The sequence below is a fragment of the Agrobacterium sp. InxBP2 genome, from assembly GCF_026191755.1.
GTDB lineage: Bacteria > Pseudomonadota > Alphaproteobacteria > Rhizobiales > Rhizobiaceae > Agrobacterium > Agrobacterium pusense.
In genome coordinates, this window is record NZ_JAINDY010000029.1 from 492,615 (window position 1) to 517,671 (window position 25,057).

Annotated in this window: 23 protein-coding genes; 9 read left to right on the top strand and 14 right to left on the bottom strand. The window is 59.6% G+C overall.

What is annotated here, in order from left to right:
• Positions 1 to 12 precede the first annotated feature (12 nt).
• Positions 13 to 681 (bottom strand): haloacid dehalogenase type II, encoded by a 669-nt coding sequence (locus tag K7A42_RS14810; RefSeq protein ID WP_006698413.1) that lies wholly within the window; start codon positions 679 to 681, stop codon positions 13 to 15.
• Between the two features lie 324 nt (positions 682 to 1,005).
• Here K7A42_RS14810 and K7A42_RS14815 point away from each other — a divergent pair, with 324 nt between their 5' ends.
• The 7 genes from K7A42_RS14815 to K7A42_RS14845 all read left to right on the top strand — a co-directional run bounded on the left by K7A42_RS14815 (position 1,006) and on the right by K7A42_RS14845 (position 9,458).
• Positions 1,006 to 1,842: a GNAT family N-acetyltransferase gene (locus tag K7A42_RS14815; RefSeq protein ID WP_282455471.1), complete on the top strand. Its 837-nt coding sequence runs from the start codon at positions 1,006 to 1,008 to the stop codon at positions 1,840 to 1,842.
• A 16-nt stretch (positions 1,843 to 1,858) separates the two neighbouring features.
• Positions 1,859 to 3,232: an aspartate aminotransferase family protein gene (locus K7A42_RS14820; protein ID WP_064263452.1), complete on the top strand. Its 1,374-nt coding sequence runs from the start codon at positions 1,859 to 1,861 to the stop codon at positions 3,230 to 3,232.
• A gap of 258 nt (positions 3,233 to 3,490) precedes the next feature.
• Positions 3,491 to 4,204 (top strand): HAD-IA family hydrolase, encoded by a 714-nt coding sequence (locus K7A42_RS14825; RefSeq protein WP_072493127.1) that lies wholly within the window; start codon positions 3,491 to 3,493, stop codon positions 4,202 to 4,204.
• Between the two features lie 93 nt (positions 4,205 to 4,297).
• Positions 4,298 to 5,908, top strand: coding sequence for an ABC transporter substrate-binding protein (locus tag K7A42_RS14830; protein WP_004445442.1), 1,611 nt, complete (start codon positions 4,298 to 4,300; stop codon positions 5,906 to 5,908).
• Between the two features lie 93 nt (positions 5,909 to 6,001).
• Positions 6,002 to 6,952 (top strand): ABC transporter permease, encoded by a 951-nt coding sequence (locus K7A42_RS14835; RefSeq protein WP_004445443.1) that lies wholly within the window; start codon positions 6,002 to 6,004, stop codon positions 6,950 to 6,952.
• Entirely contained in the window at positions 6,952 to 7,806 is an 855-nt protein-coding gene (locus K7A42_RS14840) for an ABC transporter permease (protein ID WP_004445444.1), read from the top strand. Before K7A42_RS14835 ends, K7A42_RS14840 begins: the two co-directional genes overlap by 1 nt.
• Positions 7,803 to 9,458, top strand: a complete 1,656-nt coding sequence (locus K7A42_RS14845) for an ABC transporter ATP-binding protein (protein WP_035206918.1) — start codon at positions 7,803 to 7,805, stop codon at positions 9,456 to 9,458. The genes K7A42_RS14840 and K7A42_RS14845 overlap by 4 nt, the downstream gene beginning before the upstream one ends.
• A 247-nt stretch (positions 9,459 to 9,705) precedes the next feature.
• Here K7A42_RS14845 and K7A42_RS14850 read toward each other — a convergent pair whose 3' ends face one another.
• Positions 9,706 to 10,182, bottom strand: coding sequence for an Lrp/AsnC family transcriptional regulator (locus K7A42_RS14850; protein WP_004445447.1), 477 nt, complete (start codon positions 10,180 to 10,182; stop codon positions 9,706 to 9,708).
• Positions 10,183 to 10,411: 229 nt separating this feature from the next.
• Between K7A42_RS14850 and K7A42_RS14855 the strand changes: the two genes are divergently transcribed.
• Positions 10,412 to 11,737 (top strand): NAD(P)/FAD-dependent oxidoreductase, encoded by a 1,326-nt coding sequence (locus K7A42_RS14855; protein ID WP_004445448.1) that lies wholly within the window; start codon positions 10,412 to 10,414, stop codon positions 11,735 to 11,737.
• 62 nt (positions 11,738 to 11,799) lie between these two features.
• Here K7A42_RS14855 and K7A42_RS14860 read toward each other — a convergent pair whose 3' ends face one another.
• From K7A42_RS14860 to K7A42_RS14895, 7 genes are all read right to left on the bottom strand, one after another.
• A complete protein-coding gene (locus K7A42_RS14860) occupies positions 11,800 to 12,735 on the bottom strand; it encodes an ABC transporter substrate-binding protein (protein WP_004445449.1) in 936 nt (311 codons plus the stop codon).
• A gap of 128 nt (positions 12,736 to 12,863) precedes the next feature.
• Entirely contained in the window at positions 12,864 to 13,802 is a 939-nt protein-coding gene (locus K7A42_RS14865; RefSeq protein WP_100911195.1) for an ABC transporter substrate-binding protein, read from the bottom strand.
• A 22-nt stretch (positions 13,803 to 13,824) separates the two neighbouring features.
• Positions 13,825 to 15,630, bottom strand: coding sequence for an amino acid ABC transporter permease/ATP-binding protein (locus K7A42_RS26040; protein ID WP_077985899.1), 1,806 nt, complete (start codon positions 15,628 to 15,630; stop codon positions 13,825 to 13,827).
• Between the two features lie 13 nt (positions 15,631 to 15,643).
• Positions 15,644 to 16,198 carry a GNAT family N-acetyltransferase gene (locus K7A42_RS14880; protein ID WP_112553706.1) on the bottom strand — a complete coding sequence of 185 codons (555 nt, stop codon included), beginning with the start codon at positions 16,196 to 16,198 and terminating at the stop codon, positions 15,644 to 15,646.
• Between the two features lie 21 nt (positions 16,199 to 16,219).
• On the bottom strand, positions 16,220 to 17,407 hold the full coding sequence (locus tag K7A42_RS14885) for a M20 aminoacylase family protein (protein WP_282455473.1): 1,188 nt from the start codon (positions 17,405 to 17,407) through the stop codon (positions 16,220 to 16,222).
• A gap of 79 nt (positions 17,408 to 17,486) precedes the next feature.
• Complete coding sequence (locus K7A42_RS14890) at positions 17,487 to 18,827, bottom strand: LLM class flavin-dependent oxidoreductase (RefSeq protein WP_004445454.1); 1,341 nt, start codon at positions 18,825 to 18,827, stop codon at positions 17,487 to 17,489.
• Positions 18,828 to 18,850: 23 nt separating this feature from the next.
• Positions 18,851 to 19,855, bottom strand: coding sequence for an LLM class flavin-dependent oxidoreductase (locus K7A42_RS14895; RefSeq protein WP_035206909.1), 1,005 nt, complete (start codon positions 19,853 to 19,855; stop codon positions 18,851 to 18,853).
• 302 nt (positions 19,856 to 20,157) lie between these two features.
• Between K7A42_RS14895 and K7A42_RS14900 the strand changes: the two genes are divergently transcribed.
• Positions 20,158 to 20,607, top strand: coding sequence for an RrF2 family transcriptional regulator (locus K7A42_RS14900; RefSeq protein ID WP_006698425.1), 450 nt, complete (start codon positions 20,158 to 20,160; stop codon positions 20,605 to 20,607).
• A gap of 30 nt (positions 20,608 to 20,637) precedes the next feature.
• Here K7A42_RS14900 and K7A42_RS14905 read toward each other — a convergent pair whose 3' ends face one another.
• The 5 genes from K7A42_RS14905 to K7A42_RS14925 all read right to left on the bottom strand — a co-directional run bounded on the left by K7A42_RS14905 (position 20,638) and on the right by K7A42_RS14925 (position 24,684).
• Complete coding sequence (locus tag K7A42_RS14905) at positions 20,638 to 21,582, bottom strand: acyl-CoA dehydrogenase family protein (RefSeq protein ID WP_004445457.1); 945 nt, start codon at positions 21,580 to 21,582, stop codon at positions 20,638 to 20,640.
• A 48-nt stretch (positions 21,583 to 21,630) separates the two neighbouring features.
• Positions 21,631 to 22,176, bottom strand: a complete 546-nt coding sequence (locus K7A42_RS14910) for a flavin reductase family protein (RefSeq protein ID WP_004445459.1) — start codon at positions 22,174 to 22,176, stop codon at positions 21,631 to 21,633.
• A 180-nt stretch (positions 22,177 to 22,356) separates the two neighbouring features.
• A complete protein-coding gene (ssuD, locus tag K7A42_RS14915) occupies positions 22,357 to 23,526 on the bottom strand; it encodes an FMNH2-dependent alkanesulfonate monooxygenase (RefSeq protein WP_282455474.1) in 1,170 nt (389 codons plus the stop codon).
• A 168-nt stretch (positions 23,527 to 23,694) separates the two neighbouring features.
• Positions 23,695 to 23,892, bottom strand: a complete 198-nt coding sequence (locus K7A42_RS14920; RefSeq protein ID WP_004445462.1) for a hypothetical protein — start codon at positions 23,890 to 23,892, stop codon at positions 23,695 to 23,697.
• Positions 23,893 to 24,081: 189 nt separating this feature from the next.
• On the bottom strand, positions 24,082 to 24,684 hold the full coding sequence (locus K7A42_RS14925; protein ID WP_064263464.1) for an alpha/beta hydrolase: 603 nt from the start codon (positions 24,682 to 24,684) through the stop codon (positions 24,082 to 24,084).
• Positions 24,685 to 25,057 lie beyond the last annotated feature (373 nt).

The following is a 25,057-nucleotide window of genomic DNA, read 5'->3' on the forward strand; positions in this document are numbered from 1 at the left end:
CTGGTCCTTTCCTTACAGTCCGACAACACCCGCGAGACCGGAAATATCGGCGATCTCGACATAACCATAATAAGGGTTTGCCGGTTCGTGCCCGCGATTGACCCAGACCTTGTTCTTGATGCCGAGATCATGGGCCGACATCAGGTCGTAACGGAATGAGGACGAGACGTGCAGAATGTCTTCCGGACCACAGCCGAGCATGTCGAACAAATATTCGAAAGCCTTGAAATGCGGTTTGTAGGCCTGCGCCTGCTCGGCCGTATAGACGGCATGGAACGGCGCACCGAGCTTTGCGACATTCGACATGATCTGCGAATTCATGGCGTTGGACAGGATGACGAGCGGAATTTCGTTGGCGACCTTCGCCAGACCAGCGGGGACATCCGCGTGCGGACCCCAGGTCGGAACGCGCTCATAGGTCATGATGGCATCCTCGTCCTTGAAGGATACGCCGTTGCGCTTGCATGTCCGTGACAGCGCGTTGTGAACGACTTCAGCGTAAGGCTTCCAGTCATGCATGACCTCGTCCAGACGATAAGCGGAGAAATTCTTGATGAATTCCTGCATCTGCGCTTCATCCAGGCGGTCGCCGTAAAGATCGCGGGCGGCCTCGGCCATCTGAAAGTTAATCAACGTACCGTAGCAATCGAAAGTGATGTATTTCGGGCGGAAGATGGTCATGTCGTCGTCATCCTTGATTGGGGATCGAGTGTGGCCGGAATAATGAGATCATAGAAAGCCTTTGTCCCGTCGGCGCACCGCAATTGCCCGTCGCGAAAGCAGATTGTTGCGTATGTAGCTGCCAGTTTGGCAGAGAGTTGCGCGCGGAGAAACCCGGATGCCCTCGCCCGGCCCGGTTTGCCGCCAGGCGCGCACGACAGGCGGCATAAGATGCGGCAACGGATAAAAGCAACAGCGAAACATATCGAACCTTCCCATTTGTCGGGACAATCTTCTTCAAACCTCAGTCTATCAATGAACCAGCAGAGCAAACGGAGTTTCGGCATGCACGCCAGCCCCATCGACATCCAGTCCTTTCAACCTGACCATCTTGACGCCGCCGTCGAACTCTCGCGCCAGGCCGGTTGGCCGCATCGCAAGGAAGACTGGGCGCTTGTCCTTTCAATCAGCAATGGCTTCGTCGCGCTCGAAAACGGCCGTGTCGTCGGAACCGCAATGGCGACGTTGCTGGGAGATGGCTGCGCCACCGTCAATATGGTGATCGTGGATGAGGCCATGCGCGGCCGCGGTCTTGGCCGCCGTCTGATGGATGCGGCGATCGGCGCCACCGAAAAGCGCGAATGCCGCCTGGTCGCCACGGCCGATGGCCTTCCCCTCTATGAAAAAATGGGCTTCGTCGCCTCGGGGGAAGTGCTCCAGCATCAGGGTGTTCCTGTTCCTAGCGAAAAGCCGGCGGGTGTCGCCTGGCTCGAGACCGTCGTTCCAGGGGAGCTTGCGGTGCTTGATGCGCAGGCGTTCGGTGCGGACCGCACCCCGCTCTTTGCAGCGCTTGTCGCGAGAGCGCGTTTTGCCGAAGTCCGGCAGGAGGGCGTCCTCAAGGGCTTTGCAGCCCTGCGCGCCTTCGGGCGCGGTGAGGTCATAGGCCCGGTCGTGGCAGAAAATGCTGAAACTGCAAAGGCCCTCATCGCTTTCGTCATTGCCGAGCGCCCCGGCATGTTCCTGCGGGTGGACACCACCGCCGATACGGGTTTCGCCCCATGGCTCGTCGAAAATGGTCTTGCCCATGTCGGCGGCGGCATCGCCATGCGCCGACCGAAGACCGATATCCCCCCCGGCAGAAAATTCAAAACATTTGCATTGACCAGCCAGGCACTCGGCTGAATCCGGAGAGAGACCCATGTTAAGCAATTCCCTGATCGAACTGGACCGCGCCCATCTGGTGCACCCCGTCTCCTCCTTCCGCGGCCATGAGAAGCTGGGCGTGCGGGTGCTGAAATCGGCAAGCGGCGCCACCGTCACCGACATCACCGGCCACCAGCTCATCGATGGCTTTGCCGGTCTGTGGTGCGTGAATGCCGGTTATGGTCATGACAGCATCGTTGAGGCCGCGGCCAGACAGATGCGGGAATTGCCCTATGCCACAGCCTATTTCGACATTGGCAGTGAGCCGGCCATCCGGCTTGCGTCGGAACTCGCCGACCGAGCGCCCGGCGACCTGAACCATGTCTATTTCACGCTTGGCGGCTCCGATGCCGTGGACAGCACCATCCGTTTCATCCGCTATTACTGGCACGCCAGGGGTGAGCCGCAGCGTGACCAGTTCATCTCCATCGAACAGGGTTATCACGGCTCCACCACCGCCGGTTCGGGCCTCACCGCCCTGCCCGCGTTCCATGCTGGTTTCGGCGTGCCTTACGACTGGCAGCACAAAATCCCGTCGCACTACGCCTATCGCAACCCGGCCGGAAGCGATCCCGCCGCCATCATCGCCTCCTCCCTGCAAATTCTGAAGGACAAGATCGAGACGATCGGTCCGGAGCGCGTCGCCGCCTTTTATGCGGAGCCCATTCAGGGTTCCGGCGGGGTGCTCGTGCCGCCGCCCGGCTGGATCAAGGCCATGCGGGACCTCTGCAAGTCATACGGCATCCTTTTCGTCGCCGACGAAGTCATCACCGGCTTCGGGCGTACCGGCCCGCTTTTTGCCTGCGCCGACGAAGATATCGTGCCCGACTTCATCACCGCGGCGAAGGGCCTCACGTCCGGCTACGTGCCGATGGGCGCGGTATTCATGGCCGACCATGTCTACGACACGATTGCCGATTTCGCAGGCGAAGCGGCGGTCGGCCATGGCTATACCTATTCGGCTCATCCGGTCAGCGCAGCCGTGGGTCTGGAAGTGCTGAAGCTTTACGAAGGCGGGCTGCTGGAGAATGGCCGCCGCGCCGGCGCGCGCCTCATGGCGGGGCTGGAAGGGCTGAGAAGCCATCCGCTGGTCGGCGATGTGCGCGGCCGCGGCATGCTTGCCGCCGTCGAGCTTGTGACCGACAAGGAGAAGAAAACCCCGCTTCCGGCAGCGGCCATACCGGCCCGCAGGGTTTTTGACCGCGCTTGGGAGAACGGCCTCATCGTGCGCGCCTTCGCGAGCGGCATCCTCGGCTACGCGCCGCCGCTCTGCTGTACGGATGGCGAGATCGATGCGATAATCGAACGAACGCTTAAAACCCTCGATCAGACGTTAGAGGACCCGGCCGTGCGGGCGGCCATGGCCTGAAGCGGCGACCGGCTCTTCCCGGCACCCTCGCGAAATGTCGCCACACAGCGCATATTCGCAATATTCTGCCGAAGAGCCGATCCATTTCGGAGAATCCGGCGCGCCGGAACTGCCAAACTATCCCTAAGAAAAAGCACAAAACGCCACGAAAACAGGCGTTTTCTAAAATGGGAACGGGACAAGGATTCCGTCCGGGAACGAAATAAAATGCCGCAACCCTCCCCTAAAAAGGACGTGGCGGCAGAGCGGAGACCGACATTGCCCAAAAAGCTGAGCGACTTCAAATATATGAGCTTCGACGTGGTGGGAACCCTCATCGATTTCGAACGGGGTCTGACATCGACGCTGGCCGCAATCGGTGCGGAAAACGGTGTTGAGGTCGATGGTGAAAAGGCGCTCGCGCTCTACCGTGCGGCCCGCTACTCCGACGCGACCGACCTTTTTCCCGATGATCTCGTGCGCGTCTACCTCATCATTGCCCCTGAGCTCGGCCTGCCGGTGGAGCGCGCCTATGGTGAGCGTCTGCGCGACGCGGCGAAGGACTGGAAAGGCTTTTCCGACAGCCGCGCCGCGATGGCCGAACTTTCAAAGACCCACCGCCTGATCGCCATGACCAACGCCCGACGCTGGGCCTTCGACTATTTCTCGAAGGAACTCGGCAACCCCTTCCACGCCGCTTTCACCGCCGATGACACCGGCACTGAAAAGCCCGACCCTGCCTTCTTCGAGAAGGTCTTCTCCTTCGTGGAAAGCGAAGGAGCGTCGAAGGACGACATTCTGCACGTGGCGCAGAGCCAGTACCACGATATCGGCATTTCCCGAAAACTCGGCATGACCAATTGCTGGATAGAACGTCGCCATGCCCAGAAGGGATATGGCGGCACGATCGAGCCGGAAAACTTTACCGAACCGGATTATCACTTCACGTCCATGGCCGGCCTTGCCGAAGCCGCCAGACAAACGGGCGGCTGAGCCGCCCCTGCTGTCGGCGTGGCGCACACCGGTGCGCAGCCACAGGTAATTTCTACAGACGCATTTCAAGAAATCATACAAAAGGGGAAGACCATGAGTGACAGGATTTCAAACTGGACCCGCTCCGATGATGCTGCCGTTGAACAGGCGATACGCCGCGGCGCCACACGGCGCGAACTGCTTCACATGATGCTGGCGGGCGGCGTGGCCCTTTCCGCCGGCTCGGCAATCCTCGGCCGCGCCTCGCAGGCCGTGGCGGCTACCCCGGTTTCCGGCGGCACGCTGAAGGCGGCGGGCTGGTCGGCCTCCACTGCCGATACGCTGGATCCGGCCAAAGCCTCGCTCTCGACGGATTATGTCCGCTGCTGCGCGCTCTACAACCGCCTGAGCTTTCTCGACATTTCCGGCACGCCGCAGATGGAGCTGGCCGAATCGATCGAATCCAAGGACGCCAAGACCTGGACCGTGAAACTCCGCTCAGGAGTGACCTTCCACGACGGCAAGGCGCTGACCGCCGACGACGTGGTCTATTCGCTGAAGCGCCATCTCGATCCAGCCGTCGGCTCCAAGGTTGCCAAGATCGCGGCACAGATGACCGGCTTCAAGGCCGTCGACAAGAGCACCGTCGAGATTACGCTGGCCAGCGCCAATGCCGACCTGCCGACGATCCTTGCCATGCACCACTTCATGATCGTGGCCGACGGCACCACCGATTTCTCCAAGGGCAATGGCACCGGTGCCTTCAAGCTGGAAAAATTCGAGCCGGGGGTACGCTCGATCATGGCGAAGAATACCAATTACTGGAAATCCGGCGGACCGCACGTCGACAGCTTCGAGTTCTTCGCGATCTCGGACGATAATGCCCGTGTCAACGCGCTTCTCTCCGGTGATATCCAGCTCGCCGCCGCCATCAACCCGCGCGCGCTCCGTCTGCTCGACAAGCAGGAGGGCGTTGTCCTGTCGAAGGGAACGTCCGGCAACTACACCAATCTCAACATCCGTCTTGATCAGGCACCCGGTAACAAGGCCGATTTCATTGCCGGCATGAAGTCGATCGTCAATCGCGAGCAGATCGTCAAGGCGGCCCTGCGCGGACTTGGGGAAGTGGGGAACGACCAGCCGGTGCCGCCCATGAGCCCCTATCACAATCCGGATCTGAAGCCGAAAGCCTTCGATCCCGAGAAGGCGAAGTTCCACTTCGAAAAAGCCGGCGTCATTGGCCAGTCCATCCCGGTCATTACCTCCGACGCGGCGAACTCGGCCATCGACATGGCGATGATCATCCAGGCTTCGGCTGCGGAAATCGGCGTCAAGCTGGACGTGCAGCGCGTTCCCGCCGACGGCTACTGGAGCAATTACTGGCTGAAGGCCCCGATCCATTTCGGCAACATCAACCCGCGTCCGACGCCCGACATCCTGTTCTCGCTGCTTTACGCATCGGACGCGCCGTGGAACGAAAGCCAGTACAAGTCGGAAAAATTCGACAAGTTGATGCTGGAGGCGCGCGGCCTGCTCGACATGGAGAAGCGCAAGCAGATCTACTTCGAGATGCAGACGATGATCGCCGACGAAGCAGGCACCATCATTCCCGCCTATCTCACCAATGTGGACGCAATCTCCTCCAGGCTGAAGGGGCTGGAAGCCAATCCACTCGGCGGCATGATGGGTTACGCCTTCGCGGAATACGTCTGGCTCGAAGCCTGATAAACCATGGTGCCGGGCGTGAAACAGCGCCCGGCAAGCTTTCCCCAAGATGCGGGAAGCCTCCACCATCAGGCAGGTTGCAGGAGCATGTGAATGAACAGCCGGATATTATCCCTTGTCGCCAGGCGGCTGGTCGTCATGCTGACGACGCTGCTTATCGTCTCATTTATCGTCTTTTCAGCCACCAGCCTGTTACCCGGCGACACCGCGACGATCCTCCTCGGCCAGGCGGCGACGCCTGAAGCCGTTGCCGGCCTGCGTACCGCCATGCATCTCGACGATCCCGCCCTGCTGCGTTTCATCCGTTGGCTTTTCGGCCTGGTGCAGGGTGATCTCGGCACGTCCTATGCCAATAACATGGCGATTGCCGATCTCATCGGCCCGCGTTTCATCAACTCCATGAAGCTGGCCGGCATCACGACCATCATCGCCGTGCCGCTGGCGCTGACGCTCGGCATCAGTTCCGCCATGCTGCGCGGAACGCTTTATGACCGGGCCGTCACCGTGCTGACCATCGGCGTCATTTCGGTGCCGGAATTCATGATCGCGACGCTCGCGGTGCTACTTTTTGCCGTTTACCTGAAATGGCTGCCGGCGCTATCGCTCGTCAGCGAAGTGCACACGCTTTTCGATGTGCTGCGTGTTTACGCCATGCCCGTCATCACCCTGACCTTCGTTGTCTCCGCCCAAATGATCCGCATGAGCCGCGCCGCCGTTATCGAGACACTCGACACGCCCTATGTCGAAATGGCGCTGCTGAAAGGTGCGCCGCGCATGCGCATCGTGCTGCGCCACGCGCTGCCAAACGCGCTCGGCCCCATTGTCAACGCGGTGGCGCTCTCGCTCTCCTATCTTGTCGGCGGTGTTATCATCGTCGAGACGATCTTCAATTATCCCGGCATCGCCAAGCTGATGGTCGATGGCGTCGCCACCCGCGACCTGCCGCTGATCCAGACCTGCGCAATGATCTTCTGCGTCGGTTATCTCCTCCTCATCACGACGGCAGACATCATCGCCATCATGTCCAATCCGAGGCTGCGCTGATGGCCGATCATGTCAAAACAACTTCGGGGACCTCGCGTTTGGGTTACAAGATCAACGCAGTCGGCGTTTTCGGCTTTCTCGTCATCTTTCTCTGGGCCATGGTTGCGATCTTCGCGCCATATCTCATTCCGCATCCGGTCGGTGAAATCGTCGATTTCGATTATTTCGGGCCGATGACATCGGAGCTCTGGCTCGGTTCGGACTATCTCGGTCGTGACGTGCTTTCCCGTATTCTCATGGGCGCACGTTTCACGGTCGGCATTTCGCTGGCAGCGGTCGCCATCGCCTGCACCTGCGGTGTTGTGCTCGGCATGTGCGCCGCCGTCATCGGCGGCTGGTTCGACGCCGCGCTCAGCCGGTTTCTCGATGCGGTGAATTCCATTCCAAGCAAGCTGTTCGGCCTCGTGGTCGTCGCCGCCGTCGGTTCGTCCATTCCGGTATTGATCGTCACGCTCTCGGTCATCTACACGCCCGGCGCCTATCGTTTTGCCCGCGCGCTTGCAGTCAATGTCAACACAATGGATTTCGTCACAGTGGCGCGTGTTCGCGGCGAGAGCCTCTTTTATCTCATCGGCTCCGAAATTCTGCCGAACATCATCCGGCCCGTGCTTGCCGATCTCGGCGTGCGGTTCGTGTTTATCGTCTTGCTTCTTTCTGGCCTTTCCTTCCTTGGCCTCGGCCTGCAGCCACCCAATGCCGACTGGGGTGCGCTGGTGCGCGAAAACATTGGCGGCCTGCCTTTCGCGGCCCCCGCCGTCATTTTTCCGTCACTGGCCATTGCAAGCCTGACGATCAGCGTGAACCTGCTGATCGACAATCTGCCGCAGAAAATTCGCGACAGGAGCGAAGCATGAACAATCTCGTTGAAATCCGCGGATTGAAGGTCGAGGCGACCACCGATTCAGGCCGTCGCATCGATATCATCAAGGGCGTCGACATCGATATCGCCGATGGCGAAATCGTCGCACTGATCGGCGAAAGCGGCTCCGGCAAGACCACCATCGCACTGACGCTGATGGGTTATGCCCGCCCCGGTTGCCGCATTTCCGGCGGCAGCGTCAAGGTGGCGGGTCAGGATATGGTGCAGCTTTCCGAAACAGAGCGCGAAAGGGTTCGCGGCACACAAGTCACCTATGTCCCGCAAAGCGCTGCTGCCGCCTTCAACCCGGCACAGAAGATCATAGATCAGGTCATCGAAGTCACCCGCATCCATCACCTGATGCCGCCGCAGGAAGCCCGTGCACGCGCGGTTGAGCTCTTCAAGGCGCTCTCATTGCCCAACCCGGAAACCATCGGTGACCGTTATCCGCATCAGGTCTCCGGCGGTCAGCTTCAGCGCCTCTCCGCGGCCATGGCGCTGATCGGCAATCCAAAGCTGGTGATCTTCGACGAACCGACCACCGCACTCGACGTCACGACCCAGATCGAGGTCCTGCGCGCCTTCAAATCGGCAATGCGTAAGGGCGGCATCGGAGGTGTCTATGTGTCACACGATCTCGCCGTCGTTGCCCAGATCGCCGACCGGATCGTGGTGCTGAAAGGCGGCGAGGTACAGGAAACCGGCACCACCAGGGATATTCTCGAAAACGCGCAGCATCCTTACACAAAGGAATTGCTGACGGCATTTCATGACAAGGTCCGCACGGTCGCTCCGCCAACGCAGGAGCGGGCAGCACCGTTGCTGGATATTGAAAATCTGATCGCTGGATATGGCACCAAGGGCGACGACAGGATGCCGCTCGTGCGCGCCGTGGATTCCGTCAGCCTTTCGGTCTATCCCGGTCGCAATCTCGGTATCATCGGCGAATCCGGCTGCGGAAAATCGACACTGGCACGCGCCATTGCCGGCATTCTTCCGGCGGCAGGCGGCCATGTCATTTTCGAAGGCAAGGAGCTGGATGCCGATGCCCGCCATCGGACAAGCGACCAGCTGCGCCGCATGCAGATCGTTTTCCAATATGCCGATACCGCGCTCAACCCTTCGAAACCGATCGAGGATATTCTCGGCCGGCCGTTGACCTTTTATCACGGCATGAAGGGCAAGGCCCGGGATGCGCGGGTCGATCAGCTTCTCGACATGGTGAAGCTGCCGCGCTCGGTGCGCCACCGTCATCCCTCAGGCCTGTCAGGCGGGCAGAAGCAGCGCGTCAATTTCGCCCGGGCGCTGGCCGCCGAACCATCACTCATCATCTGCGACGAAATCACCTCGGCGCTGGACACCGTGGTTGCCGCCGCCATCATCGATCTTCTCGGCGAATTGCAGCGGGAGCTGAACCTCTCTTACATCTTCATCAGCCACGATCTCTCGGTGGTGGAGACCATCTGCGACGAAATCGTGGTGATGTACGCCGGCAAGAAGGTGGAGCATCTGGAGACGGAAGCCATAAAATCGCCGACGCATCCCTATTCAAAGCTGCTCTTCTCTTCGGTACCCAAACTCGACCCGACATGGCTCGACAATCTTCAGCAGGATGCAGAGCTGGTGCGGGCGTTTTCCAAGCGGTGAGCCGCTGAAAAACAGTAAGGCGTTGCAAAAACCTGGGTGATTACCAAAGAGGATTGAGACGCTGTCCTCCGTCATCCGAACTTGATCCGGCATCCAGCCACGACGCGTCTGCGCCGTGAGAAGAGTCTTTTGCGATCAAGGACTTGATCGCGCTGGACCCCGGATCAAGTCCGGGGTGACGGAGTGTAAGTGCAACCCACTGTCAAACCCATCGGTTCTGCGGACATCAGATGCACTCCCTCTCACTTCAAAGCGGAAACAGGCTGGTCAGCGGCATATGCGATTTGATAATCGGCGATTTCAGCACCACGAAGCTGAAATATTTGTCGATGCCCACGTCCATATCGGTCAGCCTTTCCATGATCGACTGATATTCGACAATGCCCGACGTGACGAATTTCAGGAGGTAGTCGTAACCGCCGGAAACGAGATGGCATTCCACCACCTGATCGATTTTTTCGACGACCCCGAGGAAGCGGGCGAAATCGATCTGGCGATGATTCTTGAGTGTGATCTCGGTGAAGACCGTCAGCGTCTGGCCGAGTTTGTTGATGTTGATCTGCGCCGAATACCCCTCGATATAACCTTCCGACTGGAGCTTCTTCACCCGCATCAGGCAGGGGCTTGGCGAAAGATTGACAAGTTCCGCCAGCTCGACATTGGTGATGCGACCGTTTTTCTGAAGTTCATAGAGAATCTTGATATCGATCCGGTCAAGTTTCATCACGTGCGGAACCCCTTTTGTTTTTTCAGACACGCGGCATAAAATTCTGGCGCGGCAATTGAAATCTTACCACATGAACGCGCGCTGTCGACGCAACGATGTTTTTTTCATTCAGCAGAAAGAGTTGCAGAGAGGTCTGCGAACAGCAGGAAATTCCGGCAGAGAGCCCAGTCTGGCAACGTTTGCGCGTCGGCCAAGGTAAATTAGGACGACTATAAGGAGCCAGACCATGCCCGCCCCGCTGCAACAGATAACGACATCGCCGGACCTGCCGAAAGCGGCTGACGCCGTCATCATCGGCGGCGGCATCGTCGGCGTATTCGCTGCTTATTACCTCGCGCAGCGCGGCCTGAAAGTCGCCCTTGTCGAAAAAGGTCTTATCGGCGCCGAGCAATCCAGCCGGAACTGGGGCTGGTGCCGGCAACAGAACCGCGACGCAAGGGAATTGCCGATTTCGACGCAGAGCCTTACGCTTTGGGAACGATTTGCGGGCGAAAGCGGCGAGAACACCGGCTTTCGCCGCTGCGGGCTGCTTTACCTGAGCGACAACGAGGCCGAGCTTGCTGGATGGGCGCGCTGGCGCGACTTTGCCCTTACTGCCGGCGTGACGACCCATATGTTGAGCGCAGATGAGGCGAGTGAGCGTGGGCATGCGACCGGAAAACGCTGGAGGGGGGGCGTTTTTTCACCGACCGACGGAACAGCCGATCCTTCCATGGCGGCCCCCGCCGTAGCGCGTGCCATCATGCAGCTGGGCGGCACGGTGCATCAGAACTGCGCCGCGCGGGGCCTCGAGACGGAAAATGGTCACGTCAGCGCCGTCGTTACCGAAAAAGGAACCATCCGCACGAAAACGGCGATCATGTCCGGCGGCGCCTGGGCCTCTTCATTCTGCCGCCAGCTGGGCATCCGTTTTCCGCAGGCTTCGGTTCGGTCCTCTATTCTCGCCGTTACGCCCGGCGCGGAAGGTCTGCCGGATGCGCTGCACACTGCCGCCGTCTCGGTAACGAAGCGGAATAATGGGGGCTATACGCTCGCCATCAGCGGGCTTGGACGCATTGACCCGACGGCGCAGCAGGCGCGGTTTGCGCGTGAGTTCGTGCCAATGTTCCTCAAACGCTGGCGCAGTCTCAGGCCGGGCGGCCTGGAAGGCGTTCGCGGTGGCCACGAGTCGCTGAAAAACTGGCGCCTCGATGCGCCGACCCCCATGGAACGGGTTCGCATTCTGGATCCGAAACCGAATGCGGCAGCGATACGCGAAACCCATGAAAGAGCTTTGCAGCTCCTGCCTGCTCTACGCAAAACGCAGGTTTCGACCACATGGGCCGGCTTTATCGACAGCACGCCGGATGGCGTACCTGCCATTGGTGAAACCAGCGAATTGCCCGGCTTCATCCTCGCCGCGGGCTTCAGCGGCCATGGTTTCGGCATAGGTCCGGGAGCGGGCCACCTCATTGCCGATATCGTCACTGGCGCCAGCCCGATCGTCGATCCCGCGCCTTATCATCCCAGCCGTTTTAACAGCTCGGCCTGGGGCAAGGTCGCGGATTTCTGACGGACAAATACCCGCGGGGCTGACCCAGCGGGTATTGCAGTCCGCCGCATCTCATCTGCAGATCAGCTTTTCGGCAGTCCCGGAGGATTGGTCCGCGATTCCGGCAGCGCCTCTTCGGAAAGCTGCCAGCGGTCGAGAATTTTTGCATAGGCACCACTCTTGATCAGATCGTTGGTGGCGAGTGTCAATGCATCGGCCAGTCCCGAACCCTTGCGGGTGGTGATTGCAACGTCGGAACGTTCCGGCCATCCGGCGGAAAGGGTCCCGACACGCTTGATTGTCTTGTCTCGCGCTGCGATGAAAACCAGCTGGGCATGCGGCTGAACGATTACATCCGCCCGCCCTGCCGAAAGGGCTACAAGCCGCGTTGCTTCATCGTCGTAATATTGCAGCTCGATCGGCTTCAAACCGGCGGCAACGTTCTCGTCGCTCCATTTCAGCAGGATACGCTCCTGATTGGTGCCGGCGCCGACGATGATACGCAGCCCCGCCGCATCCTTCGGCTCCCTGATAGCGCTTATGCCACTGTCGGACTTGACGAAGAAGCCGTGGAGACCCTGCCGGTAGGTGGAGAAGTCGAACTTTTCCTTGCGCTGCTCCGTGACACCTACATTCGAGATCACCGCATCGTATTTGCCCGACGCGAGCCCCAGCGGCCAGTCCGCCCAGGCGACCGCCACCAGTTCCAGCTCAAGCCCGAGACTGTCGGCAACGGCGAGCGCATAATCGGGATCGGCCCCTACGACAGTCTTCGCGTCGGTTGCGTAAGTGGCCAGCGGCGGGCCGCCCGGTGACACGGCCACGGTGAATTTGCCTGGTGAGACGAACCGGAAATCCTTCGGGATGGCGGCAATGGCGCCGGCATCCTTCTCGACCCTGACACGCCCAGGCTGATCCGGCGACAGATCGAAGACATCATCTGCGAAAGCAGACGCGAAGCCGGCAAAGGAAAGAAAGGCGCCGAGCGTGACGGAGGTCAGGCGAAAGGTGAAAGTCATTGGTGTTTCCCGATATTGATCGCGGGACGGAGGTAGCGCGGGCGGGAGGAGGCCCGCGCTACCGGCTGAGTGATGTCCCACCTTCAACTCAGCTTTTTCGGCAACTTGGCTGTCAGCGATATGCCTTCTCAGCTCTTGGGCAGACCGGGCGGGTTTGTGCGGGATTCGGTGATGGCCTCCGAGCCCAGATTCCAGCGGGCGAGAACCTTGCCGTAGTTGCCGTTCTTGATCTGGGCATTCAGTGCGGCAGTGATGGCTTCGGCAATACCGGCGTCCTTTTTCGAAGCGACGGCGATTTCCGCCGCTTCGGGCCAGCCGCCGGAGAAGGTGCCGACGAGCTTCGTCTTCTTCTGGCTTGCCGCCTGGAAGGCAGAGGTGGCATTGGGGCCAAGATAGGCATCCGCGCGGCCGGATTGCAGGGCGACATCAAGCACCGCCTGGTCGTCGTAATATTGTACCTCGGTGTCGGCCAGGCCCTTGGCTTTGTTGTCCTTGATCCACTTCAAGAGTATCTGCTCCTGATTGGTGGCCGCGCCGACAATCACCTTCAGCCCGGCGACATCCTCGGGCTTGCCGATTGACGTGACCTTGCTGTTGTTGCCCACGTAAAAGCCCAGCAGGTCGTTGCGATAGCTGGAGAAATCGAACTTTTCCTTACGGGCCTCCGTCACCGTTATATTAGACGTCACGGCGTCATATTTGCCTGATGTGAGACCGAGCGGCCAGTCAGCCCAGGCTATGGGGACAAGCTGAAGTTCAAGTCCAAGGCTGTCGGCGACGAGCTGGGCAATATCCGGCTCCACGCCGATCGGCGTCTTCGTGTCGCTCGCATAATCCACCAGCGGCAACCGGAAAGGTACGGTCGCAACCGTCAGCTTTCCATCGGCGACGAACTTGTGGCCGGCAGGCAGAAGCTTGATCGCCTCCTCCACCTTTTCTGCGCGAACGCGACCCTTCTGCTCCGGCGACAGGTCAACCTCCTGCGCATGCGCTGCCGGGATGAGCGCGGCACTGGCCGTGAAAAGACCACCGGCGAGCAGGGATAATAATTTCGATGAAAAAGCCATGTGAGTGTTTCCTTTTTGTTGATTAGAGAACTTTGGCGAGGAATTCGGCTGTGCGCGGATGCTCGGGATTATTGAACACCTTGTCAGGCGTGCCCGTTTCGAGAATCCGCCCCTGCTCCATGAAGATTACCCTGTCGGAAACTTCGCGGGCAAAACCGATCTCGTGCGTGACGATGATGAGGGTGACGCCGGACCGGGACAGTTCCTTGATGACGTCAAGCACCTCGTTGACGAGTTCGGGATCAAGCGCCGAGGTCGGCTCATCGAACAACAGCACCTTTGGCCGCAGGGCAAGCGCCCGCGCAATCGCCACGCGCTGCTGCTGGCCGCCTGAAAGCTGACGCGGATAGGCTCCGGACTTTTCGGCAAGACCGACGCGAGCCAGAAGATCCCTCGCCTCCGCCTCGGCCTGCTCCTTCTTGATGCCGCGAACCACGACCGGCGCTTCGGCTATATTTTCCAGTGCGGTAAGATGGGGGAAGAGGTTGAAGCTCTGAAAAACCATACCCACTTCAACGCGTCGCTTGAGGATCTCCCGCTCCTTCAGCTCGTAGAGCGTGTCGCCTTGCTGGCGATATCCGACCAGTTCGCCGTCGATGGCAATGAAGCCATCATCCACGCGTTCCAGGTGATTGATGGAGCGCAGCAGGGTGGACTTGCCGGACCCGGACTGGCCCAGAATGGTGGTGACACTGCCCGCCGGAATGGAAACGGTGACATCATCAAGGACTTTCAGCGAGCCGAAAGACTTCGAAACACCGTGAATATTGACCGACCCACCGCGATTTCCGAGCTGGAAACTACCGGTCCTGACGGCGGCCGGCCGTTCGGCTCTAGCGTCCGCAGGCGCTGGTGCCTCCACCGCTTCAGGCAAGGGCCGGCGCGGCCGGATTGTGCGGTAGAGCGTTGCAAATAGTGAGGGCGGAGGGTTGCGCAGCGCGCCACGCGAAAAGTGCCGCTCAATGTGATGCTGGACGATGGAAAGCGCGGTCAGGATCACCAGATACCAGACGGTGGCAACCATCAGCAGCGGGATCACTTCCAGATTGCGGCGATAGATGATCTGGATCGTATAGAATAGCTCGGGCAGCGCGAGGATATAGACCTGCGACGTTCCCTTCGCGAGGAGAATGATCTCGTTGAAACCATTGGGCAGAATGGTTCTCATCGCCTGCGGTAGCACGATGCGCGAAAACTGCCGGCGGCGCGGCAGGCCAAGCGAGGCCGCCGCCTCGAGCTGACCTTGTTCGACCGATAGGATGCCGCCGCGCACGATCTCCGATGAGAAAGCCGCAGCATGTAGCGTCAGTCCGAGCACCGCAGCCGCAAAGGGCGTCATGAGCTGCGTCGTGTTCCAGCTGAAGAAGTTGATACCGGTATAGGGAACGCCGATCGTGACGGTCTCGTAGAGATAACCGAGATTATTGAGGATCAGCAGCAGCACAATCAGCGGAATGGAACGGAATATCCAGATATAGGTCCAGGAGATCGCGACAAGCAGGGGAGACCCCGAAACGCGGGCAAGGGCGAGAACGGTGCCGAGCACGAAACCCAGAAAAGCCCCAAGCGCCGTCAGCAGCAGCGTCCGGCCTAGCCCCACAAGCACCGGTTCGGCGAAAAACCATTCCGCAAATACATTCCAGCCCCAGCGTGGGTTACCGAAGACGGAATGCAGGACGGCCGCGATGATGAGAACCGCAAGAACGGTGCCCGCCGTACGCAGTGGATAGCGGGCAGGAACGACGCGGAAATGCGCGTAACCGTCCCTGACCGGCTCGCCCTTGTGTTCACTCACCGAGACATTCGGAAAATCGGAAGCTATCGTCATCGGAAAAGGCCTTTCACGGATGAACTGGAGAGAGTTGCGGCCGCGCGGCCGAAAGCGATGCGCCATCCCTGATGGGCGCAGAAGCTTCAGACAGCCATTTTTCAAAAGGCAGGGACTTGATCGTCTCGGGATCGGCCGCGGTGTCGAACAGGGCGCGGTAGCCGTTGGTCAGATAAAGACCGACCGCTTCTGGCTGACGGAAGCCGGTGGTCAGATAAACGCGGGCGTAGCCCTGACGGATCGCCTGCAGCTCCAGTTCACGCAGCACAAGTTTCGCGAGCCCCTGCCTGCGATGGGCGGAGTGTGTCCAGACGCGCTTGAATTCTGCCGTCTCGTCGTCGTAGCGCATGAAAGCCCCACCGGCGATCGCCTTGCCGTCACGCAGGAGCAGCAGGAAGTTGCCAGATGGCGGGCTGAAGGCCTCAGGCGGATATTTGCTGAGCTCCGCCTTGGCCCCTTCCGCATTGAAAAATGTGCCGTAGCGGCTGTCATATTCGAACAGCAACTCCTCAAGAAGCGGCGTCGCGAGCGGATCCTTGACCGATGTGTAGAAAAAACTGTCGCTCATGTCCTTGTCCCAAATTTTGCGTCAGGAGAGGTAGTCTTCCGCCAGACGCACCCAGAAGCGCGCCGCAGGCGCGATGATCGTATCGTTGAAATCATAGTGAGGGCTGTGCAGCGGCGCACTGTCGCCATTGCCGACGAAGAGATAGGAACCAGGCCGCTCCTGCAGCATGAAGGCGAAATCCTCGCTCGCCGTTCTCGGCTGAAAGCTCTCGGCTATCTGTCCTGGCGGGAAGTGCCGTCTGGCGACATCTTGGGCGAAAGCCGTCTGCACGGCATGATTGATGACGGGCGGAAAACCCCGTGAATAAGCAACCTCGGCCTTTGCGCCAAAGCTTTCCGCCTGCGCCTTTGCCAGCGCCGGAAGCCGCTCCTCCAGCCTGTCGCGCACGAGGGGCGAGAAGGCGCGTGCAGTGATCTGCAGTTCGACGCTCTCGGGAATGACATTCGAAGCCGTCCCGCCATGAATGGAGCCAACCGTCAGCACCGCCATCTCGCGCGGATCGACATTGCGTGAAACGATGCTTTGCAGCGCGGTGACGAAGCTTGCCGAGGCGAGAACCGGATCGACCGTTTCGTGCGGCGCTGCCCCGTGTCCGCCCCTGCCGACAATCCGCACCTTCGCCTTGTCGACGGAGGCCATTGCAGGACCTTCGACGAAACCGAACTGGCCCGCCTCGACACCTGGCCAGTTATGCAGGCCAAAGACGGCGTCGACCGGAAAGCGTTCGAACAGCCGGTCCTTTATCATCGCCCTCGCGCCGGCGCCGATTTCCTCGGCGGGCTGGAAGATCAGTGTCAACGTGCCGGAAAAACTCGAGGTCTCGGCAAGATAACGGGCTGCTGCGAGCAGGATGGTCGTATGGCCGTCGTGACCGCAGGCATGCATGACACCCGGCGTGTCGCTGGCATAGGCAAGGCCGGTTTCCTCGGCAATGGGCAGCGCGTCGATATCGGCGCGAATACCGAGGCGTTTTTCGCCATGGCCGCGCTTGAGGGTCGCCACAACGCCATGGCCGCCGACGCCCTCCGTCACCTCATATCCGAAGGACAGAAGATAACGGGCGATGAGAGCGGCCGTGCGTTTCTCCTTCAGCGAGAGCTCCGGATGCCGGTGGAGATCGTGCCGGATGGCAATGCTCTCCTCGATGAAGGCAAGGATTCCCCGTTCGGCGTCGTCCTGCGGACGCGCGCCGTCAATGTGGATGTTCATGGTTCTATCTCCTGCACGACCCTTTTAAGCGCCGCGTCCTGAAAGTCTGCGCCGGCCGGGTCGCCCTCCGGCCGCGATCTTATGCGATGGCCTTGTCCGAACCGCTTTCGCCGCGGGTGTAGACGCTTTCCCGGAAAGGCAGCCCGAGATGGTCGCGCAGCGTCGCCCCGTCCAGATGCGGATCGAAATAACCCCGCCGCTGCAGCACAGGAATGACAAGGCGGATAAAATCATCCAGCCCTTCGGCGATCACGGGAAAACCGAGAATGAAGCCGTCCGCAGCGTCGTGCTCCACCCAGCGGATGATTTCGTCAGCCACCTTGTCCGGTGTGCCGATGAAGCCTTCACGCGGGGTCGCCGCCTCCAGTGCAGCCTCGCGCAGCGTCTGGTTCTTTTCCTTGGCGCGACGCTTGATGCGGTCGGTCGTTGAACGGAAACTGTTCTTGCCGATATCGCCCAGGTCAGGGAAAGGCTCATCCAGCGGATAGACGCTGAAATCATGATGATCGAAGAAGCGGCCGAGATAGGCGAGCGCCTCCTCGATTGTGATGAGGTTGCGGATGACGTCGTATTTCGCCTCCGCTTCTTCCTGGGTCTCGCCGACAATCGGACCGATGCCTGGGAAGATCTTCACATCGGCAGCGGACCTGCCCTGCGCGACGGCACTCTGCTTGACTCGCTTCAGGAAGGTCTGGTTTTCCTCAAGTGAAGCGGAATTGGTGAAGACCGCATCAGCGTGTTTGCCCGCAAGACCGATGCCGGCATCGGATGAGCCGGCCTGAAACACTACCGGCTGCCCCTGCGGCGAACGCTGGATGTTCAAGGGGCCTTCCACCTGGAAAAAGCGGCCCTTATGGCCGAGGGTGTGAAGTTTGGTGCGGTCGAAAAATTGTCCCGTCTCACGGTTGCGCACAAAGGCATCATCGTCCCAGCTGTCCCACAGACCCTTGATGACTTCGAGATATTCGTCGGCAATCTCATAACGCAGCGCATGTTCAGGATGATTGCGGCTGTAGTTCTTCGCCGTGCCTTCGAGAGGTGTCGTCACCGCATTCCATCCGGCGCGGCCACCGCTCAGGAGATCGAGCGAAGCAAACTGGCGGGCGATGGTGAAGGGGTCGCTATAGGAGGTCGAAACGGTTCCGGCGAGACCGATCTTCGAGGTCACCGCGGCCAGCGCTGAAAGGATCGTCAGCGGCTCGAACCGGTTGAGGAAATGAGGGATCGACTTTTCGTTGATGTAAAGCCCGTCCGCCACAAAAGCGAAGGCGATACCGGCCGCCTCCGCCTTCAACGCATTCTTCCTGAAAAACTCGAAATTGACGCTAGCGTCAACTGGGCTTTTGGGATGCCGCCAGGCGTTCATATGCCCGCCGGGGCCCTGAAGCATGATGCCGAAACGGATTTTCTTTCTCGTCATGTCATTTCCTCCTGAGGACTAAATCACGCCGCCCGGGAAAGGCGGTGCGTGGCCAAGAGTTCGATCGAGGCAAGCCGCTGATCGGCCCCGACATGCGGCGGCTCGATGATGAATTCCTCGATGCCGTGCTCTTCGGAAAGCGCGCGAAGCGCCTTGTGAATATCCTCCGGCCCGCCATGCAGGACATTGGGCTTGCGCTCCTCGATGCGGTAATCGGCATCGCCGGACTGGCGGGCAAATTCCTCCGCCTGTTCACGCCGGCCCAGATTGAAGGCCCTGCCATCGCTGAGGAACACCCGGTAAATGCGCTGACCTTCGACCTGCCGCGCGGCATGAGCGGGGTCGCTGGCAGCAAACGCTGACAGGGCAAGGACCGGGGCAACTCCGCCGCTTTCTTCACGGAAAGCCGAAAGGCTGCGGCGGAGAACCTCCACGTCGCCATTGAGATGGCCGGCAAAAACGAAATTCCATCCGCGTGAAGCGGCAAGCCTTGCGCTTTCCGGGCTGGCGCCGAGCAGGAATCGTTCCGCAGCGACCGGCGGTACGGGAGTTGCCCGCAATCCGGCCTGCGCGTGTTCGTGCGGCGCGGCGCCGGACAGGAATGTGGTAAGCTCGCCGAAGGCCGCTTCAAAATCCGGTTTGCGGGCAGGATCATAGGCCTGCTGCAAGGCTGACGTCGCGAGCGGCAGCCCGCCCGGTGTCTTACCGATGCCGAGATCGACCCGGCCAGGCGCGAGCGACGACAGAACGTTGAAAACCTCGGCAACCTTGTAAGGGCTGTAGTGCTGCAGCATGACACCGCCTGAGCCGACGCGGATGTGGGAGGTCTTCGCCAATATCCACGCAACCAGCGCTTCCGGCGCGGACCCGGCTAGTTCCGGCGAATTGTGATGCTCGGCCACCCAGAAACGGCGGTAGCCCAGCTCTTCGGCACGTCTGGCGAGATTGATAGTGTCGCGGAATGCACTCGCCGCGTCCTCACCCGTTGGAACAGGGCTCTTGTCCAGCAAACTGAGCGTATACATCATCACCTCGCGTGTCTTTGATGCATACTTTGTCTACGGATTTTATATACTAATAAAGGATGATCGTTCCACGTTGCGGCGCGATGAGAGAAAATATTGTTTTCAGTGGTGTCTCGGAAAGCCGGCGCAGGCGGGAGGCATCCGCAACGCGGAGGTCACCTCAAAATAACGTGGCAATTGGCCGCTTTCAGCACCAAACGAAGGCGAAACGGGCTTGCGCCGAAATTCGGTAAAAACTACTTAGTAACTCAGGAATAATATGGCGAGGCGCTGTAAAATGTGCCGTCTCTCTTTCGGATCATGTGATGTTGACCAAAAAAGGCAAATACGGACTAAAGGCACTTGTCGATCTGGCGCGGTTGCCCCAGGGCGAAACCGCCTTCGTGACAGAGATTGCGAGCCGTAACAACATCCCGAAAAAATTTCTCGACACCATTCTTCTGGAACTGCGCAATAGCGGAATCCTGCGCTCCAAGAAGGGGCCCAATGGCGGTTATTCACTGTCGAAAATGCCGTCGGAAATCATGATCGGCCAGGTTATCCGCACGCTGGACGGTCCTCTGGCGCCCATCCGCTGCGCAAGTCGCACAGCCTTTGAAGCCTGTGACGACTGCGATGATCCGGAGACCTGTCAGGTCAGACTTTCGATGACGGACGTGCGTGACGCCATCGCAACGATTCTGGACAATATGACGCTTGCGCAATTCGTGGAGAAGGACGGGCAGGACGCCCAAGCCATTCCGGCCGGTCAATAGATTTCGAACGGTCGGTCATTCGCGATCTACTCATTGCCTGCGCAGATCGTCCTCCAGCGAAGCGATCAATCCGTCTTCGCTGACGCCTTCGACAAGACCGAGGCGCGCCATCAGGATTTCAAGCGTGATGGCATTGTTGCGAACCGAGCGAAAGGTGACGTTTTCTGCACCAACCTGTGCCGCATCGATATTGGCCGCAAGGCTTGCTATCTGCGCCCTCAGGAGTTCGATGGCGAGAAATACTTCCCCTATGACGGGTCGTGCCGCACCCTTATACGCCAGCCTGTCGATCAGCAGGGACGAAAGCTCACCCTGCTTTTGTCCCAACGCCACTGCGGCCCTCAAAAGAGTTGAAACGGAAGTGGCCAGATTTCCGGCGCCCTGAGCCAGGAACACAACCTGATCGGCACGCAACAGACCCTCCCACGACGTATTGGGGCGATTGCGCAAGACGATAAGCAAGGGCTGCCCGGACGTATTGACCGCTGGCACGACGATCCAGTCCGCGTCGCCCCTCACCGACCCAACAACGTCGTCGGGAAGCCGCAGGGCGTAGTCGTCTTCCGTCACCGTAACCGCTTGGTCCAGATTCGCGGCAGACGTTGCCAGTCCGAATGTCTCGCCAAGATCGAGACGGGCGAAAAGCGCCCTGCGCTGCTCTTCGCTGCCCGCATTCCTGATGAACTCAAGGGCAGTGAAATGTTCAACGAGGCCCTGCGCCGCCTCGGCATCGGCTGCTGAAATAATGGCAAGCGCCTGTGACAGAATGTCATTGGTGATATCCGCTCCACCGAGCTCCGTTGGAACGGAAAGAGCGAGAAGGCCGGAACGGGCAATCCGAGCGTGGATGTGTCCTGGACTTTCAACCCCGCAGTTCGCGGCGATTGCCCGTGCGACGGTCAGAACATCGATATCCGCGCCAAGGCGTGGAGGAACGAAACGAAGTCTTTCGCCGAGAGGCGTGACGGATCCCATGCTCAACTCCCTCAAACAATGACAAAGTAACGCGCCGGCGGCCGACGCTTAACCCAGCGAATGATAACGCCCGTTCTGATAGACCAGCGAGTAGCCGGAGCCGACGCGGATCGCCTCCACCTTGCCGATCACGATGACATGGCTATGCCGTTCGATCGCTTCCTCAATGGTGCAGTCGATCGCCGCGACAGCATCCTCGAGAATGGGCGCGCCGCTCGCCAGCCGGGTCCATTCAGCACCGCGATAACGATCCGCACCCTTCAGGCCGCCGATGCCGGCGAACTGGTTGGCGATGAACTGATGGTTGGGGCCGATAATGTTCACGGCGAGATGGCCGAAACGCTGCACGACCGGCCATGTGGACGAGGAGCGATTGAGCGCGACAAGAATTCTGGGGGGATCGACCGACAGCGCCGTGGCCGAGGTTACGGTCGCACCCGTTCGGGCCTCCCCTTCCCCCGCCGTGATCACGCTGACGCCGCCGCCCAGTGTTCTCAGCGCCGCCTTGAGGCTGTCGGCATCCGGAGCCTTGCCGGCAACGGGGTCACGGAGATTGATGAATTGTTGATCCTTGGCCGCATATTGCAATGTCATCGGTGGCTCCTGAAAAAGCTGATTTGTTCAATAGCTAACAGCGGCGATGGGGTGGGAAACAGGCACCTTTTTCCATAATGACAAAATTCTATAGAAATAATGTTTTATATGCTTCTGCACCGTTGCAGCCTGCCGCAGGATACGAGGCGGAGGGAGGATGGCCTGCCTTTCGCAGGCCATTCAGGACCCGGATACAAGCTTGACGTTGCCGCCATGGCCACCGCCGCCAAAGACCTGCTTCGTTCCGAATGACGAGCGGATCTGATCGCGCGGTCCGCCGAGCCCGATTTCCGGGAACAACAGTTCGGAAACGCGATAGGCTTCCTCGAGATGAGGATAGCCGGACGCAATGACGGTATCGATGCCGAGCGCCTGATATTCCCGCAGTCTCGCCGCAACCGTCTTAGGCGAACCGACCAGCGCCGTGCCGGCGCCCGAACGGACGAGCCCGATGCCCGCCCACAGGTTCGGGGAAACCTCGAGCCGGTCGCGTCGGCCGTTGTGCAACGCCTGCATTCGCGCTTGCCCGACGGAATCCGACGCTTTGGAGAATACTTCCTGAGCAGACGCAATGGTCTCGTCGGAGAGCTTCGAAATCAGCCTGTCGGCATCGGCCCAGGCCTCCTCGTCGGTTTCACGCACGATGAAATGCAGGCGAATGCCGAAGGTTACCTCGCGGCCCTTTTTGGCGGCGGCCGCACGTACCTTGGCGATTTTTTCAGCGACCTGTGCCGGCGGCTCGCCCCAGGTGAGATATTTGTCGGTGATACCAGCCGAAAACTCGATGCCGGCATCGGAAGAGCCGCCGAAATAAAGCGGCGGGCGCGGCTCCTGAACCGGCGGCAGGCCGAGCCTTGCGTCCACCGCCTTGATATATTTGCCGTCCAGGCTCCCCTTGCCGGTTTCGATCAGTGAATTGAAAACCTGGAAGAACTCGTCGGCATGGTCGTAACGTTCGTCATGCGGCAGGAAAATGCCGTCGCCGCCCAGTTCCTGCGCGCTGCCGCCAACCACGATGTTGAGAAGCAGCCGTCCATGGGAAACACGATCAAGCGTGGAGGCCAGCCGGGCATAATAGGCGGGTGACGCAACGCCCGGACGGATGGCAACGAGGAATTTCAGCTTCTCTGTATAAGCCGCAAGATTGGCCGCGAGAATAAAGGATTCCTCGCAGGCGACGCCGGTTGGAATGAGCACGCCGGAATAACCCAGCCGATCGGCAGCCTGCGCGATTTCGCGAAAATACCTGGGATCGGCAGGACGCGCGAGATCGTCGGAGCCCAGATAACTACCGTCGCCCGACGAGGGAATGAACCAAAGAAAATCGAGGGGTTTGTCGGCTGTGCTCATCGGCTGGTCCTTTGCAATCCGCCCTTCGGGCAATGCGTTCTGATGATAAAGGGTAGCCAATTCCCCGGCGCGTTTAAGAAATTTTGTTCCAATTTCCATTCGGCATGGAGAGTTTCTCTCCCGGATAACCCGCCCTGCGAAGCGAAACGAAGCCTCCGCCAATAGCCGTCAGAAGACCGGGTAAAGGCCGAGCATTGCAAAATTCATTTCGCAGATCTCTTCCCGCTCGAGTTCGAGATCGCTTTTTTCTCGCCTGATACGTCCGGAATGGTCCAAGGGATGAAGGCTGACCTGTTCCTCGTCACGCGGCTGACGCCGGGTCAAACCGAACAGATCGAAAGTAAACGCATGAAGTCCCTGTGGCATGTGCGCCTCCTTTGCTCTACTCACTCCATCCTCAGGCGATCATCCAAAATCGTCAATATTTTCGATAAAATTACTATTCTATAATTAGAGGATCATCGGCAAATGTGGACCAAGCTTGCGGCGTGAGGGAAAAAATCCGTTTCCGACGGCCAATGGCAGTACATGGACCGCAAACGGCCACTCTTCTCTTCAAAAATACGCATCACTGAGCGCACTCAGTGTGTTGGACCTCGATCGGGTCCCCGCCTTTGCGGGTGCGTTACCCATCTTCAGCCGTTCGAGCAGAGCATAACCCTCGGGCCATCGTCCGTAGCCGCTGGCAATATTGATATGCCCGACGGCGCCGAGATTGATGAGATCGCTCCCCCACAGGCTGGCACTGCGCGAGAGCTCTTCGGCATCCATGTAGGGATCGTTCATACTGCCCACGACGAGGCTCGGAAAAGCAAGCGGCTGCTGCGGAAATGCGCCGAACCGCACAATACAGGGATGCATCGCCTCCACGCGGTCGAGATGAGCGGGTGCAACCAGAAGCGCGCCCCTGATCTTTGCGGCGGAGGGTCGAGACGCCATATTCGCCACCAACAGGCAACCGAGGCTGTGGGCGACGATATAAGCACTTTCGACGGTCGCCAGCGCTGCCTCCAGACGGTCAAGCCAGTCGTCGAGAACCGGGCATTGCCAATTGTCCTGATCAACCAGTTGGGCATCGGGATCATCCAGCAACCAATGTCGCTGCCAGTGCCCTTCATCCGAACCATTCAGGCCAGGAACAATCAAGGTGGTACACATGCCTGCTCCGTAGGTTGTGTGCGAGTGCACCAAGCATGGTGAATTTTATGATTCCAGTCGACTATGGCCTTGCTCACCTTTTGGATACACGAGGAAAAACGATCCAGACAAATCCGATAGTTCAGAAAATACGTTCTCGGTCCCCAAGATAATGTCCGTCAGAGGAAATCATTTCCTCAAATTTTTTATATAGAAAATATGTGCAATTTAGGCTTCCCAGACGGAAAGCTTTTCCTCTGCCCGACAACAAAAGAAACGTCGCTGCTTCGCCGGGCCGTCGCCGCTTTGCCATTCTCGCACGTGGGTAGGCTTGCGCTTCCCGTAGCCCAAGTGGCAGAGGCCGGGCTTTGGCAGAGCCGCTCCGTCGCACCAC